16 protein-coding genes are annotated in these 18669 nt (G+C 57.9%); 13 read left to right on the forward strand and 3 right to left on the reverse strand.

Features of this window, described 5'->3' with window-relative positions; genetic code table 11:
- The first annotated feature begins 27 nt into the window (after nt 1–27).
- From BLV11_RS01275 to BLV11_RS01285, 3 genes are read left to right on the forward strand one after another with little or no spacing between them, the layout of a single operon-like run.
- Entirely contained in the window at nt 28–1677 is a 1650-nt protein-coding gene (locus BLV11_RS01275) for a sodium-dependent transporter (RefSeq protein WP_091811128.1), read from the forward strand.
- 35 nt (nt 1678–1712) lie between these two features.
- A complete protein-coding gene (locus BLV11_RS01280) occupies nt 1713–2159 on the forward strand; it encodes a type II toxin-antitoxin system RatA family toxin (RefSeq protein ID WP_091811129.1) in 447 nt (148 codons plus the stop codon).
- Nucleotides 2156–2437, forward strand: coding sequence for an RnfH family protein (locus BLV11_RS01285; protein ID WP_175528248.1), 282 nt, complete (start codon nt 2156–2158; stop codon nt 2435–2437). Before BLV11_RS01280 ends, BLV11_RS01285 begins: the two co-directional genes overlap by 4 nt.
- Before the next feature lie 11 nt (nt 2438–2448).
- On the opposite strand, the gene BLV11_RS01290 is transcribed toward BLV11_RS01285, so the two are convergent.
- Nucleotides 2449–2775, reverse strand: coding sequence for an outer membrane protein assembly factor BamE (locus BLV11_RS01290; protein ID WP_091811130.1), 327 nt, complete (start codon nt 2773–2775; stop codon nt 2449–2451).
- Between the two features lie 117 nt (nt 2776–2892).
- Between BLV11_RS01290 and fur the strand changes: the two genes are divergently transcribed.
- Complete coding sequence (gene fur, locus BLV11_RS01295; RefSeq protein ID WP_091811131.1) at nt 2893–3303, forward strand: ferric iron uptake transcriptional regulator; 411 nt, start codon at nt 2893–2895, stop codon at nt 3301–3303.
- Between the two features lie 150 nt (nt 3304–3453).
- Here the strand turns inward: fur and recN are convergent, their stop codons facing one another.
- Entirely contained in the window at nt 3454–5133 is a 1680-nt protein-coding gene (recN, locus tag BLV11_RS01300; RefSeq protein WP_091811132.1) for a DNA repair protein RecN, read from the reverse strand.
- A gap of 243 nt (nt 5134–5376) precedes the next feature.
- Here recN and grpE point away from each other — a divergent pair, with 243 nt between their 5' ends.
- The 7 genes from grpE (at nt 5377) to greA (ending at nt 15380) form a co-directional block, all read left to right on the forward strand.
- Nucleotides 5377–5979 (forward strand): nucleotide exchange factor GrpE, encoded by a 603-nt coding sequence (grpE, locus tag BLV11_RS01305; protein ID WP_091811133.1) that lies wholly within the window; start codon nt 5377–5379, stop codon nt 5977–5979.
- A 129-nt stretch (nt 5980–6108) separates the two neighbouring features.
- On the forward strand, nt 6109–8040 hold the full coding sequence (gene dnaK / locus BLV11_RS01310) for a molecular chaperone DnaK (protein WP_091811134.1): 1932 nt from the start codon (nt 6109–6111) through the stop codon (nt 8038–8040).
- A gap of 164 nt (nt 8041–8204) precedes the next feature.
- Entirely contained in the window at nt 8205–9329 is a 1125-nt protein-coding gene (gene dnaJ, locus BLV11_RS01315; RefSeq protein ID WP_091811135.1) for a molecular chaperone DnaJ, read from the forward strand.
- 11 nt (nt 9330–9340) lie between these two features.
- The gene (dapB, locus tag BLV11_RS01320) at nt 9341–10141 is read left to right on the forward strand and encodes a 4-hydroxy-tetrahydrodipicolinate reductase (protein ID WP_091811363.1); all 801 of its coding nucleotides are present in this window, start codon (nt 9341–9343) and stop codon (nt 10139–10141) included.
- A gap of 327 nt (nt 10142–10468) precedes the next feature.
- A complete protein-coding gene (gene carA / locus BLV11_RS01325) occupies nt 10469–11599 on the forward strand; it encodes a glutamine-hydrolyzing carbamoyl-phosphate synthase small subunit (protein ID WP_091811364.1) in 1131 nt (376 codons plus the stop codon).
- Between the two features lie 81 nt (nt 11600–11680).
- Nucleotides 11681–14896, forward strand: coding sequence for a carbamoyl-phosphate synthase large subunit (gene carB / locus BLV11_RS01330; protein WP_091811136.1), 3216 nt, complete (start codon nt 11681–11683; stop codon nt 14894–14896).
- A 4-nt stretch (nt 14897–14900) separates the two neighbouring features.
- The gene (greA, locus tag BLV11_RS01335; protein ID WP_245725872.1) at nt 14901–15380 is read left to right on the forward strand and encodes a transcription elongation factor GreA; all 480 of its coding nucleotides are present in this window, start codon (nt 14901–14903) and stop codon (nt 15378–15380) included.
- A gap of 90 nt (nt 15381–15470) precedes the next feature.
- On the opposite strand, the gene yhbY is transcribed toward greA, so the two are convergent.
- The gene (gene yhbY, locus BLV11_RS01340) at nt 15471–15782 is read right to left on the reverse strand and encodes a ribosome assembly RNA-binding protein YhbY (protein WP_091811138.1); all 312 of its coding nucleotides are present in this window, start codon (nt 15780–15782) and stop codon (nt 15471–15473) included.
- Between the two features lie 140 nt (nt 15783–15922).
- Here yhbY and rlmE point away from each other — a divergent pair, with 140 nt between their 5' ends.
- Together rlmE and ftsH are read left to right on the forward strand one after the other, a co-directional pair.
- Nucleotides 15923–16543 carry a 23S rRNA (uridine(2552)-2'-O)-methyltransferase RlmE gene (gene rlmE / locus BLV11_RS01345; RefSeq protein WP_091811365.1) on the forward strand — a complete coding sequence of 207 codons (621 nt, stop codon included), beginning with the start codon at nt 15923–15925 and terminating at the stop codon, nt 16541–16543.
- 153 nt (nt 16544–16696) lie between these two features.
- On the forward strand, nt 16697–18631 hold the full coding sequence (gene ftsH / locus BLV11_RS01350; RefSeq protein WP_217634507.1) for an ATP-dependent zinc metalloprotease FtsH: 1935 nt from the start codon (nt 16697–16699) through the stop codon (nt 18629–18631).
- The last annotated feature ends 38 nt before the right edge of the window (nt 18632–18669 follow it).

An 18669-nucleotide genomic window follows, 5' to 3' on the forward strand; every position in this document is an offset into this window, starting at 1 on the left:
ACCCTCCACTAAAAGTCAGGGTGCGGAATGCCAACGCCATACGAAACGTCCCTAGGTTCTTGGACCCGCCGTTCCACATTTTTCTGGGCCGCGACCGGTGCAACCGTCGGTTTCAGCAATCTGTGGCAATTTCCGTATCTCGCCCACCACAACGGTGGGGGGCTGTTTATTCTTCTCTACGTTGCCTGCCTGCTGCTGGTCACCCTGCCGTTGATGCTGACGGAGGCGGCGGTCGGTCGTCAGGCCCGTCACGGCATTATCCTCACCATGGACGGGTTTATTCGCCAGGGCCGCCTGTCCCGCCTGTGGATGTGGGTGGGCCGCGCCAGCATTATTGCCGCCTTTGTGGTGCTCTCGTTTACGGCTGTGATTGGCTCGATCAGTCTCGCCTATGTGTTTTTCGGCGCCCTGGGGGCGTTCACCGGTAAAAACGAAGCGGGGGTGGTGGATGTATTGGCCCGCCTGGTGTCCGACAACAACAGCTATCGCCAGTTCATGGCCTGGCACGGATTCTTTTTGCTGTTGGTGCTGTGGGTCTCCATTCAGGGCGTGGTGCTTGGCCTTGAACGAACGCTCAGAGTGGTGGTGCCCGGGCTTTTTCTGATGGTGCTCGCGCTGTTGGTCTACAGCGCGAATGTCGGTGACATCCAGGCCGCTACCCACTACCTGCTGGACTTCCATGCTGAGGATTTGAGCTGGCAAAGCCTGCGACGGGCGTTGTTCCATGCGTTCTTTACGCTGGGGCTGGGTATGGGCGTCTGGGCGGTGTTCGGTGCCTATATGGCGGAGGCAACCCCGTTGAAGCGGGGGGTGTTCGGAGTCGTGCTGATGGACACCCTGTTTGCGATCATGGCCGGGTTGGCGCTCTATGCGCTGGTGTTGCCGGCCGCCCCGGGAGGGAGCGAGCAGGGCTTTGGATTGCTGTTTGTGGCGCTGCCGCTGAGCCTGGCAGAGGTGCCGGCCAGCCAGTTTGTGATTGCCGCAGTGTTTCTGGTGATTGTGCTTGTTGCCTGGACGACCTCGCTGGCGTTGCTGGAACCGTTGGTCGGCTGGTTTCAGGAGTGGACCGGGGCGCCGCGGGGCTGGTCGGTGGCGTTTTTAGGTATGCTGGTCTGGGGCGCCGGTCTGGCGACGTTGTTCTCTTTCAATATCTGGTCTGACGTGCTGTTGCTGGGCGGGTCGATTTTCCGCTGGCTCGAAATGCTGGTCAGCGCTCTGCTGATTCCCTCGGTGAGTATTCTGCTGGCCATCTTTGTTGGGTGGAAACTGAGTCGTCCGGTCGCATTCGGGCTGATTGGCCGCGCGCCCTGGCTGATTGCACAGATCTGGTTCTGGGTCATGCGTCTGGTGCTGCCGGTCGTGGTGGCTTACATCGGCATCCATTACAGCGTGGTGTCGATCAGCGAACTGTGTAATGACGATGAGACCAGTGAGTGGTGTCGCCCGCTCAATGCCATTCGGCAATCGGGCCAGGAAGGGGGGGAGGCTCTGCCGGGGCAGCAGGAACCGGTGCCCAACCCACTGAATGGCGAAGAGGCATCGCCCCCTCAACGGCCGGAAACGTCGCCGCAGGGCGCTCAGCCTCCGGCATCGGATGGTTCTGACGAGGTGTCAAAGCCGCCTGCTGATGACAAAGGGCAGTCAGGCGATCAGGAAATCCTTTATCATAGTGTCTGATTGTTGTTTCGTTCAGTTCAGGATACCGACTTGCCATGGCACACCAGATAGAAAAGACCGCGTTGGTCATGCATTCCACCCAGCGGATGTTTCACCTCGTTAATGACATTGCCTCCTATCCGGATTTTTTGCCCTGGTGTGCGGGTGCGGAGATCCATCGGCATTCGGAATCTGAAATCATGGCTTCTCTGGATGTCGCCAAGGGTGGCATGAATCACCGCTTCACCACCCGAAATACGCTGGTGGCGCCTGAAATGATCGATATGCAGCTGGTGGATGGGCCGTTTCGAAACTTGTGTGGGCATTGGAAATTCCAGTCACTCGACGTCAATGCCTGCAAGGTGATCCTGAATCTTGAGTTCGAGTTCAGCGGTTCCCTGACCAAAATGGCGTTTGGTGCCGTATTCAGCCAGGCGGCAACCACCATGGTGGACGCGTTTTGCCGTCGTGCCGATGAGATTTACCGGGGGGAGCTGGCATGATCGAGGTGGAAGTGGCCTACGCCACGCCGGAAAAGCAACGAATCCTGTCGTTGTCGGTCAAAGACGGCACCAGTGTTTACGAGGCCGTACTGAATTCCGGCATTCTGGCCGAGTTTCCGGAGATTGAGCTGGCAAATACGGATATGGGCATTTTTGGCAAGGTGGTCAAAAAGCCAAAGGAAGAAGCGTTGCAGGCTGGAGACCGGGTCGAACTCTATCGCCCGCTGAAAATTGATCCCAAGCAGGCCCGGTTGAACCGGGCCAGCAAAAAAGGCTAAGTGGGGCAGGCTCAGTACGCCGGAGTCAGCGGGAGCAGGTCTGACTCATAGTGAGTGACAACGTTGTTGTCGTAGTAGACGACCACCTGTTGCTGCTTGATTTCCTGTCCGGCACGCTGGAAGGTGTATATATAGTAGTCGCGGCTCTCGTCGGTTGGATTAATAACCGAGGGTGAGCCGAGCACTGAGTAGACCTGGCTGCGGGTCATGCCCGCGCTGATCTGATCCAAATCTTCCTGTTTGATAATGCTGCCCTGCTGGACATTGATTTTATACACGCCGGGAAAGGCGCAGCCTGCGATCAGCAGGGTCAGGAGCAATACCGCGAGCTTTTGCATCGGTGGGGGAATTCCTCTATCTTTGAGCGCCTGACGGCAGGTCGCTGGCGTCGGACGAATCGTTTATGCGGCTTCATGATACCGGAAGCCGGAAGTACACCAAAGAGTGATTAGCACATGCCTTCTGAAAATACTGAACTGCGCAAGGTTGGCCTGAAAGTAACCCTGCCTCGCGTAAAGATTCTCAACATACTGGAAAGCTCGAGCGAGCACCACTTGAGTGCGGAGGATGTGTACAAAAAACTGCTCGAGCAAGGGGATGATGTGGGGCTCGCCACCGTCTACCGGGTGTTGACTCAGTTCGAGGCGGCCGGGCTGGTGCTGCGCCATAACTTTGAGGGTGGGCATGCCGTGTTCGAGATGGCGACCGAAGAGCATCACGATCATATGGTCTGCACGCAGACTGGCGAAGTGATTGAGTTCTGTGATCCGGTGATCGAAGAGCGTCAGCAAAAGATTGCCGCAGAGCACGGCTACGAGATTGTTGATCACAGTCTTACGCTCTACGTAAAACCGATCAAATCCTGAAGTGCCCGTTCGGGCTCGGTTGCATGGCAAGCCTGCAGCCAACCTCCCCTGTACTGTCATTCTGCTCGGCGCATAAAAAAGGGCGGGTAAATTACCCGCCCAAGCATCTCTCGGGGTCGAGAGGGGAATGTGTCGATGACAGGCCCTGCCTCAGTGGTGCACCGCCTGGCCTTTGGTAAACATCTCCCGGGCATGGGCGATGGTCTGCTCGGTGAGGTCCACGCCGCCAAGCATTCTCGCCACTTCCTGAATACGCTCCTGATCTCCCAGGGATTCAATGCGTGAGTATGTTGCATCCTTGCGGGTGAACTTGCTGACAAACAGATGCTGATGGGCTTGCGCCGCCACCTGTGGCAGATGGGTTACACAGAGAATCTGGCCGTTAGTGCCCAGAGTTCGCAGCAGGCGGCCAACCACTTCGGCCGTCCCGCCGCCAATGCCTACGTCCACTTCGTCAAACACCAGCGTGGGTGTTGTTGATGTCTGGGCGACCACGACCTGGATGGACAGGCTGATACGTGACAGCTCACCCCCGGACGCTACCTTGGCCAGGGGGCGTGCCGGCTGGCCGGGGTTGGCGCTGACCAGGAATTCGACTTCCTCATTGCCCTGTGCCGAAGGCTCACCGTCGTTGACCGGGCTCAGTCTGGTTACGAACTGCATATTGGGCATGCTGAGATGCACCAGCTCCTCGGCGACGCGCTGGTCGAGCTCTGCGCCTGCCGATTGACGGGCTTCGGTCAGCTGGCTGGCGAGGGTGTCGTAATGGTGGCGACGCTCGCTGAGTTCCGCTTCGAGCTGTTCCAGACTCCCGGCGCCGCCGTCCAGAGCCTCCAGCTCATCCCGCAAACGCAGGTGCAGTTCTGGTAGCTCCTCCGGCTGGATACGGTGTTTGCGGGCAAGCTGGTAGATCACGCTCAGACGCTCCTCGACGTCGGCGAGGCGGGCGGGATCTGCTTCATAATCTTCAACAAAGCGGCGGAGGTTGTCGCCCGCTTCTGCGGCCTGAATCTGGGCTTCGCCGAGCATTTGCAGGGTGTCGGCCAGGGCAGGCACGCTTGTTGGTAACTGTTCGAGCTGATTCAGTGCCTGGCGTAGCAGGCTGGCAGCACTGTTGTCGTCTTCGCTGCACAGTTGGGCGGCCTGGTGGCAGCTGTGTCTGACGGTATCGGCGTGGCTGAGCTGGGTTTGCTCGTCTTCGAGCTGTGCCTGTTCGCCTTCGCTTAGGGCCAGTCGGTCGAGTTCCTCAACCTGGTAACGGAGCAGTTGCAGCCGGGCTTCGGTTTCGTCGGCATTCTGCTGCCGGTCAAGCAAGCGGCTGTGGGTGTCGTGCCAGGCTTTCCAGGCATCTCGGGTGGCCTGGGCCAGTTCCAGGGTATTGCCAAATTCGTCCACCAGTTTGCGGTGGGTGTCCTTGCGCAGCAGTGATTGATGCTGATGCTGGCTGTGAATGTCCATCAACAGTGCGCCCAGCGCCTTGAGGTGGGCAAGCGGGCAGGGTTGGCCATTGATGTAGGCGCGGGAGCGGCCATCCTTGCTGATGGTGCGACGCAAAATGCAGTCGTTTTCTTCGTCCAGCTCGTGTTCCCGAAGCCACTGTTGAGCATCATCAATGCGGGAGATGTCAAAGCAGGCGGTGATGTCTGCCCTTTGGGCGCCGTGTCTGACCGCTCCGGCGTCGGCCCTTCCGCCCATGGCAAGGCTCAGGGCATCAAGGACAATGGACTTGCCGGCACCGGTCTCGCCGGTGAGTGCAGTCATGCCATCCTTGAATTGCAGTTCCACTCTCTCGGCAATGGCATAGTTGGAGACGGTCAGTTGGGTCAGCATGGGATTTCTCCGGGCTTCGCGGTTTCGGTGCTGGGAATAGCACTGTCTATGTATACAGTGACTGTGAATATATACAGGCTTTTTGTGGTTTGCAAATGATGATTTCCTCTTTTGTGGAGGTTGAAACCGAAAATTCGGGCCCCATATCCGTTCCCAAAGTCCATAAACCCGGTGTGGATTTCCCCGGGGTCAAGTAATAGAAGCCCGAGCGACGGGCACTTCAAGTTTGAGCAGGAGTAGCCAATGAGTGCTGACAACACCCGCAATGACCAGGTTGAAGAGGAGCTGAACGAGGCCGCTAAAGCAGAGGCCCCGGACGCTGCCGAGACCGAGCAGTCCGGCGATGCAGCGGAGTCCGAGCTGGATGCGCTGCGCACCGAGTTGCAGGAATCCAAGGATCAGATGCTGCGCTTGCAGGCGGAGATGCAGAATGTTCGCCGCCGTGCCGAGCAGGATGTTGAGAAAGCTCACAAGTTTGCCCTGGAAAAATTCGTCAAGGAATTGCTCCCGGTAGCCGACAGCCTGGAGAAGGCGGTTGAGAGCACCCAGGCCCAGGAAGCCGGTGACCAGGTGGTCGCCTCTATCCGTGAAGGCGTTGAAATGACTCTGGGATTGCTGCTGGGCGGTCTGGGCAAGTTCAAGGTCGAGCAGGTCAACCCCGTGGGTGAGCCGTTCGATCCGCAATTGCATGAAGCCATGTCGATGGTGCCCGCCCCCGATGCGGAGCCCAACAGCGTGGTTGCGGTGATCCAGAAGGGCTACACCCTGAATGAGCGTCTGGTGCGTCCGGCCATGGTGGTGGTTGCCAAGGCAGACGAAGCGCCAAAAATCGACGAGCAGGCTTGAAAAGTTCAATGTGGCGCCAATATAGGCAGTAACGAGTAGCGACACGGGCGGTTTTCGGATCAACAAAGTCCCGGATCAGTAGTGAGCTAAGCGCCCGAACCGAATTGAAAAACGAATTGGAGTGAATCGATGAGCAAAATTATTGGTATCGACCTGGGAACCACCAACTCTTGTGTAGCCATCATGGATGGCGACAAGGTCAAGGTGATTGAGAACGCCGAAGGCGATCGCACCACCCCGTCCATCATTGCCTACACCGACGATGGCGAAACCCTGGTGGGTCAGTCTGCCAAGCGTCAGGCAGTAACCAACCCGAACAACACGCTGTTTGCTATCAAGCGTCTGATTGGTCGTCGTTTTGACGACAACGTCGTTCAGAAAGACATCAAGATGGTGCCTTATGCCATTGCCAAGGCCGACAACGGTGATGCCTGGGTTGAAGTAAAAGGACAAAAGATGGCTCCGCCGCAGATCTCTGCGGAAGTGCTCAAGAAAATGAAGAAGACCGCTGAGGATTACCTGGGCGAGACCGTGACCGAGGCGGTGATCACCGTGCCGGCCTATTTCAACGATAGTCAGCGTCAGGCAACCAAAGATGCCGGTAAGATTGCCGGTCTCGACGTCAAGCGGATCATCAACGAGCCGACTGCTGCGGCGCTGGCTTACGGTCTGGACAAGAAAACCGGTGATCGTACCGTTGCGGTTTACGACCTGGGTGGTGGTACCTTCGATCTGTCCATCATCGAGATTGCCGATGTGGATGGCGAGCACCAGTTTGAAGTGCTGGCCACCAACGGCGACACCTTCCTGGGCGGTGAAGACTTCGACCTGAAAGTAATTGAATACCTGGCTGACCAGTTCAAGAAAGACAGCGGCATTGATCTGCGTGGCGACTCCCTGGCCATGCAGCGTCTGAAAGAAGCGGGTGAAAAGGCCAAGATTGAGCTGTCCAGCAGCCAGCAGACCGACGTCAACCTGCCGTACATCACGGCTGATGCCAGTGGTCCCAAGCACATGAATGTGAAGCTGACCCGTGCCAAGCTGGAATCCCTGGTGGAAGATCTGGTTGAGCGTTCTCTGGAGCCCTGCAAGATTGCCCTGCAGGACGCGGGTCTGAGTAACGGCGAGATTGATGAAGTTATCCTGGTGGGCGGTCAGACCCGTATGCCGCTGGTTCAGGAGAAGGTTAAGAACTTCTTCGGTAAGGAAGCCCGTAAGGATGTGAATCCGGATGAGGCAGTTGCCATGGGTGCTGCGATCCAGGCGGCGGTTCTGTCTGGTGATGTCAAAGATGTTCTGTTGCTGGATGTTACCCCGCTGACCCTGGGTATTGAGACCATGGGTGGCGTTGCGACGCCTCTGATCGACAAGAACACCACCATCCCGACCAAGAAGTCACAGACCTTCTCTACTGCCGATGACAGTCAGACTGCTGTGACCATTCACGTGGTTCAGGGGGAGCGTAAGCAGGCGGCGCAGAACAAGTCTCTGGGTCGTTTTGATCTGGCCGACATTCCGCCGGCCCCTCGTGGTGTGCCTCAGATCGAGGTTACCTTTGATATCGATGCCAACGGTATCCTGAATGTGTCCGCAAAGGACAAGGCGACCGGGAAGGAGCAGTCCATCGTGATCAAGGCGTCCTCCGGTCTGAGTGAGGACGAAATCGACAAGATGGTGTCTGACGCCGAGGCGAACGCCGAGGAAGATCGCAAGTTCGAGGAGCTGGTGCAGACCCGCAACCAGGGTGATGCCATGGTTCACGCGGTTCGCAAGACCCTGACCGATGCGGGTGACAAGGTCTCCGACAGCGAGAAGGAAAGCATTGAGGCAGCCATCAAGGACCTGGAAGAAGCACTGACAGGCTCCGACAAGGAGGCCATCGAGGCGAAGACCCAGAAGCTGACGGAAGTGTCTTCCGAGCTGGCTCAGAAGATGTACGCTGAGCAGGGTGAACAGGCGGCTCAGGCTGGTGGTGCCGAGCAGGGTGGCGCCCAGGCGGAAGCGGCGGATGACGCGGTTGATGCCGAGTTTGAAGAAGTGAAAGACGACGACAAGCGCTGATTTCAGCGGCGTCGTAATCAAGGAAAACGCGGGGCCATTCGGGTTCCCGCGTTTTTCCTCGTTTGGGGGTTGCGTTAGAATGCCGCGCGGCTCCAACTGTACAAGCGAATTCAAGTAGTCAAAGACCTCGGGCAGCATCCGGGGGCGTTAACAGGGTTTTAAGCATGGCCAAGCGCGATTATTACGAAATTCTCGGAGTGTCCCGGGATGCGGATGACAAGGAAATCAAGCGGGCGTACCGTAAGCTTGCGATGAAATATCATCCCGACCGGAACCCGGATGACAAGGAGGCGGAAGGCAAGTTCAAAGAAGCCAGCGAAGCCTATGAGGTGTTGTCCGATGGCCAGAAGCGCGGCGCCTATGATCAGTATGGCCATGCCGGTGTGGATGGTCAGGCTGGTGGCTTTGGCGGCGGCAATGGCAGCTTCTCCGACATCTTTGGTGACGTGTTTGGTGACATCTTTGGTGGCGGTGGTCGCGGTGGCCGTAATACCCGTGGATCGGATCTGCGCTATACCCTGGAGCTGGACCTGGAAGAGGCGGTTAAAGGCAAGACCGTGAAAATCCGGGTGCCGGGTCACGTGGAGTGTGGCTCCTGTGACGGTACCGGTGCCGAGAAAGGAACCCGCCCGGAAACCTGTGGCACCTGTAACGGTGTCGGTCAGGTGCGCATGCAGCAGGGCTTCTTTACGGTTCAGCAGGCCTGCCCCAGCTGTCGGGGGTCCGGCAAGGTCATCAAGAATCCGTGTAAGTCCTGTCACGGTGTAGGTCGGGTTCAGGAAGAGAAGACCCTGTCGGTCAAGGTGCCGCCTGGCGTCGATACCGGTGATCGTATCCGTCTGGCAGGTGAGGGCGAGATGGGTATTGATGGTGGTCCGTCCGGTGATCTGTATGTGCAGATCGCAGTGCGCGAGCACAGTATCTTTACCCGCGATGGCCGTAACCTCTATTGCGAAGTGCCGATCAGCATCGTGGATGCCGCCCTCGGTGGTGAGCTGGAGGTGCCGACTCTCGATGGTCGCGTGAAGCTCAAGATTCCTGAGGAAACCCAGACCGGAAAACTGTTCCGCCTGCGCAACAAGGGCGTGAGCCCGGTTCGTGGCGGTCCTGCCGGAGATCTGTTGTGCCGGGTTATCGTGGAAACTCCGGTCAACCTGACCAAGCGCCAGAAGGAGCTGCTGAACGAATTCCAGCAAACGCTCGATGGCAGCAATGGCACCCATCATGCTCCGAAGAAAACCTCCTGGTTTGAGGGTGTGAAAAGTTTCTTTGACGAAATGAAATTCTGAGGACGATGAACATGAGGGTAGCAATCATCGGCGCCGCCGGGCGCATGGGGAAGGTTCTGATCGAGGCCGTGGATGAGGCTGAAGGTCTGGAACTGGGTGCTGCGGTCGTTGAGCCGGATAGCACTCTGATCGGTGCAGATGCGGGTGAGATGGCTGGAATCGGTAAGACCGGGGTCGCGCTCGCGGCCAGTCTGGCGGATGTGAAAGATGATTTTGATGTGCTGGTCGATTTCACCTTTCCGGATCTGACCCTGGAAAACGCCGAGTTCTGCAAGGTCAATGGCAAGCGCATGGTGATTGGCACCACGGGCCTGACCGAGGCTGAAAAAGAGCAGTTGTCTCTGGCGGCCGAAGCTACCCCGATCGTATTTGCGCCCAACATGAGTGTGGGCGTGAATGTGGCTCTCAACCTGCTGCGGACGGCGGCCCAGGTGCTGGGTGATGACTATGATGTCGAGATCATCGAAGCTCATCACCGTCACAAGAAAGATGCCCCATCCGGAACAGCGTTACGGATGGGGGAGGTGGTGGCCGACGCTCTGGGGCGTGATCTCAAAGAGTGTGCCGTATATGGTCGTGAAGGCTTTACCGGTGAACGCTCCCGCAAGGAGATCGGTTTTGAGACCATTCGCGCCGGAGATGTGGTGGGTGATCATACGGTCTTGTTTGCCGGAATTGGTGAGCGTATTGAGATTACCCATAAGGCCAGTAGCCGCATGACCTTTGCCAAGGGCGCGGTGCGCGCGGCCAAGTGGCTGGAAGGCAAGGGTGCCGGGCTGTATGACATGCAGGACGTGCTGGCGCTGAAGTAACTGACCGGTGAAGCGCGATACTTTTTGTCGTGGACAGTGAGCGCCTGAATTTCTTATAATGAGGCAGTTTAACTGCACCAAGCGTAGCTTAAAATGCCGGGGCGCCGTTGATTGACGGGGCCCTAACAACAAAAAAGCGGGACGGAGCAACTTGCTCCCTCTCGCTTTTTTGCGACCTGAATTTGCGCTTGCGCTCCTGTTCGTGACGTTGGGGAACGGGCCCAATGCCCTGCTTGGCGGGGTGGGTTCGAGCCCGATTCGGAACTGACGATACGCCACTCGATGAGGATACAAGCCTTGAGTACTCATACCTTGAGCACCGACACCTTGAGAACCCCGGCAATCCTGGCTCTGGAAGACGGAAGCCTGTTCCATGGATTTGCCATTGGCGCCGAAGGTGAAACCAGCGGTGAGGTGGTGTTCAACACCGCCATGACCGGTTATCAGGAAATCCTGACTGATCCGTCCTATGCCCGCCAGATTGTCACCCTGACCTATCCTCATATTGGCAACACCGGGGTCAATGAAGAAGACGTTGAATCTGATCGCGTCCAGGCTGCCGGCCTGATCATCCGCGATCTGCCCCTGCTGGCGAGTAACTGGCGCAGTAACGGCAGTCTTGATGACTACCTGCGCAGCAACAACATTGTCGGTATCGCAGGCATCGATACCCGTCGCCTGACCCGGATCCTGAGGGACAAGGGCTCCCAGAATGGTGCTGTCGTTGCTGGTGCAGATGCGACACCGGAGCGGGCTCTGGAACTGGCGCGGGCCTTCCCTGGCCTCAAGGGAATGGATCTGGCTAAGGAAGTGACCTGCGAAAAAACCTGGCATTGGTCACAGACCGAATGGGATCTGGTTGAGGGCTACGGCGAACAGTCCGAAGGCCGCTTCAAGGTGGTGGCTTGGGATTACGGCGTCAAGCTCAATATCCTGCGTATGCTCGCTTCCCGCGGTTGTGACATTACCGTGGTGCCGGCGCAAACCCCGGCCTCTGAAGTGCTGGCAATGAATCCGGACGGTATCTTCCTGTCCAACGGCCCGGGAGATCCTGAGCCCTGCGATTACGCCATCAAGGCGATTCAGGACGTGCTGGAAACCAATATCCCGGTATTCGGTATCTGTCTGGGGCACCAGTTGCTGGCCCTGGCCAGTGGTGCCAAGACCGTCAAGATGGGCCATGGCCACCATGGTGCCAACCATCCGGTACAGGACCTGAAGACCGGCGTGGTCATGATCACCAGCCAGAACCACGGCTTTGCGGTGGACGAGTCCACTCTGCCTGGCACTGTCGAGGCGACTCACAAGTCCCTGTTTGACGGCACCCTGCAGGGCATTCGTCGCACGGACAAGCCGGCCTACAGCTTCCAGGGGCACCCGGAAGCCAGCCCGGGGCCGCACGACGTGGCGCCGCTGTTTGACGAATTTATCCAGTTGATGGAAGCGTCAAAGGCCTGAACGGCCATTCCGGACAAATAACAGGCTGCGCCGTGTTTCGCGCTGCAAGAAATTAAACGTTGCTGACAGGTTTACCAAGACATGCCAAAACGTACCGACATTCAAAGCATCCTGATCCTGGGCGCGGGCCCCATCGTCATTGGACAGGCATGCGAATTCGACTACTCCGGAGCTCAGGCCTGTAAGGCGCTGCGCGAAGAGGGTTACCGGGTGATCCTGGTGAACTCCAACCCGGCGACCATCATGACTGACCCAGCGATGGCCGATGCCACCTACATCGAGCCGATTACCTGGAAAACCGTCGCCAAGATTATTGAGAAAGAAAAGCCGGATGCACTGCTGCCAACCATGGGTGGTCAGACTGCGCTGAACTGTGCACTGGATCTGGAAAAGCATGGCGTGCTGGAAGAGCATGGTGTCGAGATGATCGGCGCCAACGCTGACACCATCGATAAGGCTGAGGATCGTAATCGTTTCGATAAGGCGATGAAGGCGATTGGCCTTGAGTGCCCCCGAGCTGAAATCGCTCACACCATGGAAGAAGCCTGGCAGGTGGCCGAGAATATCGGCTTCCCCTGCATCATTCGTCCGTCCTTCACCATGGGCGGTTCCGGTGGTGGTATCGCCTATAACCGCGATGAGTTTGAAGAGATCTGTACCCGCGGTCTTGACCTGTCACCGACCAGCGAGCTCCTGATCGACGAGTCGCTGATCGGCTGGAAAGAGTACGAGATGGAGGTTGTCCGCGACCGCAACGACAACTGCATCATTGTCTGTGCCATCGAAAACTTCGACGCGATGGGTGTGCACACCGGTGATTCCATCACCGTGGCACCGGCCCAGACGCTCACCGACAAGGAATACCAGATCATGCGGAATGCCTCGCTGGCAGTCCTGCGTGAGATCGGTGTTGAAACCGGTGGCTCCAACGTCCAGTTCGGCATCCACCCGGACACCGGTCGCATGGTCGTGATTGAAATGAACCCGCGCGTGTCCCGTTCCTCGGCGCTGGCTTCCAAGGCCACCGGTTTCCCGATTGCCAAGGTTGCGGCCAAACTGGCCGTTGGCTACACCCTCGACGAACTGCGTAACGAGATTACCGGTGGCGTGACCCCGGCTTCGTTCGAGCCCAGCATCGACTACGTGGTTACCAAGATTCCGCGCTTCACCTTCGAGAAGTTTCCTCAGGCCGATGCCCGCCTGACCACGCAGATGAAGTCTGTGGGTGAGGTTATGGCCATCGGTCGTACCTTCCAGGAATCCATGCAGAAAGCGCTGCGCGGCCTGGAAGTCGGATCCGAAGGCTTCGAGCCGAAAGTGGATCTGGACACCGAAGAAGGTCTGGAAACCCTGACTCGTGAGCTCAATGAGCCCGGCGCAGAGCGGATCTGGTACATTGGCGATGCCTTCCGCAAAGGCATGACCGTGGAAGAAGTCTTTGAGCACACCAAGGTTGATCCGTGGTACCTGGTGCAGATCGAGGACATCATCCGTGAGGAAGAGGCACTGAAGCAGTCCGGCAAGGCCGACATTGACCGCAATGTGCTGTTCCGTCTCAAGCGCAAGGGTTTCTCCGATGCCCGTCTGGCCAAACTGCTGAGTATTTCCGAAGACAGCGTTCGCAAGCTGCGTGATGAGCTGGGTGTCCGTCCGGTCTACAAGCGCGTGGATACCTGTGCCGCTGAGTTTGCCTCCAACACCGCCTACATGTACTCCACCTACGAGGAAGAGTGCGAGGCCGATCCGTCTGACCGCGAGAAGATCGTGGTGATTGGGGGTGGCCCCAACCGTATCGGTCAGGGTATCGAGTTTGATTACTGTTGTGTCCACGCCGCGCTCGCCATGCGCGAAGACGGCTACGAGACCATCATGATCAACTGCAACCCTGAAACTGTGTCCACCGATTACGATACGTCCGACCGTCTCTATTTTGAGCCGATCACCCTTGAGGATGTGCTCGAAATTGTCCGGGTCGAACAGCCCAAGGGCGTGATTGTCCACTACGGTGGTCAGACCCCGCTGAAGTTGGCTCGGGGCCTGGAAGCGGCCGGAGTACCCATTATCGGTACCAGCCCGGACGCCATCGACCGCGCGGAAGACCGTGAGCGTTTCCAGCAGATGATCAGTCGTCTGGGGCTGTTGCAGCCGCAGAACGCCACTGTCCGTAGCCACGAAGAGGGTGTGCTGGCGGCCCGTGAAATCGGGTACCCGCTGGTGGTTCGTCCGTCCTACGTGCTGGGTGGCCGGGCGATGGAGATCGTCTACAACGAAGAAGAGCTGGTGCGTTACATGCGCAACGCGGTGCTGGTCTCCAATGACAGCCCGGTACTGCTGGATCACTTCCTCAATGCTGCGATCGAGGTGGATATCGACGCCATCTGCGACGGCAAAGATGTGGTGATTGGCGGCATCATGCAGCATATCGAGCAGGCCGGTGTTCACTCCGGTGACTCTGCCTGTTCCCTGCCGCCGTACACTCTGCCGAAGGATGTGCAGGACGAGATGCGCGATGCCGTACGCAAGATGGCCATCGAGCTGGAAGTGGTGGGTCTGATGAACGTCCAGCTGGCGTGGCAGGACGGCAAGATCTACGTGATCGAGGTCAACCCGCGGGCTTCCCGCACCGTGCCGTTCGTATCCAAGGCCATTGGCCTCTCCCTGGCCAAGGTCGCGGCTCGCTGCATGGCGGGCACCTCCCTGGAGGAACAGGGCTTTACCCAGGAGATCGTGCCGTCCTACTACGCCGTTAAGGAATCGGTCTTCCCGTTCAACAAGTTCCCGTCCGTTGACCCGATCCTGGGGCCGGAAATGAAGTCCACCGGTGAGGTGATGGGGCTGGGTGACAGCTTTGATGAGGCTTTTGCCAAGGCTGTACTGGCCTGTGGCGGCAAGCTGCCGGAGCAGGGCACGGCGTTCATTTCCGTGCGTGACGTTGATAAGGAAGGTGTGGTTGCGGTTGCCCGGGATCTGGTTGCTGCGGGCTTCAAGCTGATCGCTACCACCGGTACCGCCAAGGTACTGAACGATGCCGGCGTTGCTGTTGAGAAGGTGAACAAGGTTCGTGAAGGTCGTCCGCATATTGTGGATGCGATCAAGAATGGCCAGGTCCAGCTGATCGTGAACACCACCGAAGGCCGCAAGGCGATTTCCGACTCGGCGCAGATTCGTCAGTCGGCCCTGCAGTCAAAAGTGACCTACACCACTACCCTGGCAGGCGGCGAAGCCCTGTGCCGGGCAATCAATTTCGGTCCTGAGCGCACGGTTCGTCGCCTTCAGGATCTGCACGCAGGAAAGTAAAACTATGACAGTTCGTGTCCCAATGACCAAGGCGGGTGAAGCGGCACTTCGTGAAGAGCTTCAGCAGCTGAAAAGCGTAGAGCGTCCACGGGTGATTGCGGCCATTGCCGAAGCTCGTGAGCACGGTGATCTCAAGGAAAATGCCGAATATCACGCTGCCCGCGAGCAGCAGAGCTTTATCGAGGGTCGTATTCAGGAGATTGAAGGCAAGTTGTCTTCCGCTCAGGTGATTGATGTCACCACCATGGAGAACACCGGTAAGGTTGTGTTTGGTGTCACCGTGCATCTGCTCAATCTTGATACCGACGAACAGGTGGTTTATCAGATCTGTGGTGAGGACGAGGCTGACATCAAGGCCGGCAAGATCTCGGTGTCTTCTCCCATTGCCCGCGCCCTGATCGGCAAGAGTGAGGATGACGTGGTCGCGATTCGTGTGCCTTCCGGAACGGTGGAGTACGAGATCGAACAGGTCGAGCACATCTGATTGGCTCGCTGCGGCCTCCCCTTTTAAGGGGAGGCACAAAAAAACCGGCACCGGGAATGACTCCGATGCCGGTTTTTTTTCGCCTGCCGGTTAGCCGCGGTTGCGCAGCAGGTTTGACAGTTTAGGGTTCGGCTTTTTGGCGCGGCGCAGGATCACGGCAATCTTGCCGATCACCTGAATCAGCTGTGCGCCGGATTCCTGGCACAGGGCGTCGATGGCCTCGCGGCGGGCGTCGCGATCCGGATGGGCGACTTTGATCTTGATCAGCTCGTGGTCATTCAGGGCGCGATCGAGTTCCTGTTGCAGGCCCTCGGTCAGCCCCTTGTCGCCAATGATGATGACGGGTTTGAGATTGTGGGCGATGCCACGGTATTCGCGGCGCTGCTCAGGCGACAGGCTCATGATGCAATCCTTCAATGGGTGCCATAAAAAATCGTCAGCGGCACTGAGGCCGTCAAACCTTTATAATCGGGCGATTGTATCAGATACGGGGGGTGGTGAAATGGCCAAATCCACGTATCAAACCTAAGTGGGAGGTGAAATTGGCGCGTTCGAAATCCAGTGGTCGTTGGCTCAAGGAACATTTTGACGATGCGTGGGTCAAAAAGTCCCAGGCTGATGGTTACCGTTCCCGGGCCAGCTACAAGCTGATTGAGCTCGACAAGAAAGATCGCCTGTTCCGGCCAGGACAGCTGGTGGTGGATCTGGGCGCCGCTCCCGGTGGCTGGTCCCAGGTCGCGGTGGAGCTGGTCGGTGATCATGGTCTGGTGCTGGCCAGCGATATCCTTCCCATGGATCCGATCGCCGGAGTGACCTTTGTACAGGGAGATTTTACCGAGCAGACGGTGTTTGATGAGCTGCTGGATAAATTGGGCGATCGTCGGGCAGACGTTGTAATTTCCGATATGGCACCCAATATGAGTGGTATGGCTGCCGTTGATATCCCCAGCGCCATGGGGCTGGTTGAATTGGCCCTGGATATGGCGCGTCAGGTGCTTAAGCCTGGCGGGGTGTTTGTAGCCAAGGTTTTTCAGGGTGAGGGGTTTGACGCCCTGCTCAGAGACATGCGGGGCTCGTTCAGCAGCGTAGTCAGTCGCAAACCGGATTCCTCACGGGCCCGTTCCCGTGAAATCTATCTGGTCGGCAAGGGCTATAAAGGTTGATGGCGGACTTCAGGTAACAAAAATCCACCAGGCTCGGTCGATACGGATGGGGCGATTGTGGTGGTGGCGCCTACAATTGGTGTAAGGTGTCGATAGAGGCTGTTCTTCCGGTGTGTCTGGCGGTTTGGTCTTTTAATTCACAGGTGACGATCCTTGAACGATATGGCAAAAAATCTGGTTCTCTGGCTGATCATAGCCGCCGTGCTGTTAATGGTGTTTCAGAACTTCTCACCGTCGACGACCGGCCAACAGGTAAATTATTCCCAGTTTGTACAGATGGTGCAGCAGGGGCAGGTGCGTCAGGTGACGATTGACGGACTGGAAATTCAGGGCCAACGTGGTGACGGCTCCCGCTTCCAGACCATTCGTCCCCAGGTGGTCGACAACAAGCTGATGGACGATCTGCTGGCAAACCAGGTTGAGGTTGTCGGCAAGGAGCCAGAGCGGCAGAGTCTGTGGACTCAGTTGCTGGTGGCTGCGTTCCCGATACTCATCATCATTGCGCTGTTCGTGTTCTTTATGCGGCAGATGCAGGGTGGCGGTGGCGGCAAAGGCCCCATGGCCTTTGGCAAGAGCAAGGCCCGCCTGATGAGCGAGGATCAGATCAAGACCACCTTCGCTGATGTGGCGGGAGTGGATGAAGCCAAGGAAGACGTCAAGGAGATCGTCGATTTTCTGCGTGATCCGAGCAAGTTCCAGCGTCTTGGTGGGCGTATTCCCAAGGGCGTCCTGATGGTAGGCCCTCCGGGTACGGGTAAGACGCTGCTCGCGAAGGCTATTGCCGGCGAGGCCAAGGTGCCGTTTTTCTCCATCTCCGGTTCCGATTTTGTCGAAATGTTCGTGGGTGTGGGTGCGTCCCGGGTTCGCGATATGTTCGAGCAAGCCAAGAAGCAGAGCCCGTGCATCATCTTCATTGATGAGATTGATGCGGTGGGTCGTCATCGGGGCGCTGGCATGGGTGGTGGTCACGACGAGCGTGAGCAGACCCTGAACCAGTTGTTGGTTGAGATGGACGGCTTCGAAGGCAACGAGGGCGTGATCGTCATTGCGGCAACGAACCGTCCGGATGTTCTGGACCCGGCGTTGCTGCGTCCCGGTCGTTTTGACCGCCAGGTGGTGGTCAGCCTGCCGGATATCATTGGCCGTGAGCAGATCCTCAAGGTTCATATGAAGAAGGTTCCGCTGGCGGACGGCATTGATCCTGGTGTTCTGGCGCGCGGTACCCCCGGTTTTTCCGGTGCTGACCTGGCGAACCTGATTAACGAAGCTGCGCTGTTCGCGGCACGTCGTAACCAGCGTCTGGTCTCGATGGAAGAGCTGGAGCTGGCGAAAGACAAGATCATGATGGGCGCCGAGCGCAAGTCCATGGTGATGAACGAGAAAGAGAAACGGAACACGGCCTATCACGAAGCCGGGCATGCGATCGTCGGGCGCCTGATGCCGGAGCATGATCCGGTCTATAAGGTCAGTATCATTCCCCGTGGCCGTGCTCTGGGTGTGACTATGTTCCTGCCTGAGGAAGATCGTTACAGCCACAGCAAGCGGTATCTGATCAGTTCGATTTGCAGTCTGTTTGGTGGAAGAATCGCCGAAGAGCTGACGCTTGGCTTCGAAGGTGTGACCACCGGTGCGTCCAATGATATCGAACGAGCAACGGGCCTGGCTCGAAACATGGTCACCCGTTGGGGGCTGTCAGAGAAACTTGGGCCGCTGCAGTACGATACGGACAGTGAAGAGCCGTTCCTCGGTCGTTCAGCAGGGCAGGCCCATACGGTCTACTCCCCGGAGACGGCCCAGCGTATCGATGAGGAAGTGCGCAATATCATCGATGAGTGTTATGAAAAGGCCCGCCAGCTGTTGCTGGACAATCGTGACAAGCTCGACACGATGGCTGACGCCCTGATGAAGTACGAGACCATTGATCGCCATCAGATTGATGACATCATGGAAGGTCGTACCCCGCGTCCCCCGCAGAACTGGGGGGACAGTGGTCCGCAGGGCGGCGTAACCGCCGAAGAGCCGGCTTCCGGAAAGGCCGGCGACGACCGCTCGGCCGGGAGCGTGGGGAGTCCGGCCGGGGAGCACTGATCCCGCTGGACCCATAGAGAGCTGATAGTGCTGGCGCC

It is taken from the genome of Marinobacter mobilis, from assembly GCF_900106945.1.
Lineage (GTDB): Bacteria > Pseudomonadota > Gammaproteobacteria > Pseudomonadales > Oleiphilaceae > Marinobacter > Marinobacter mobilis.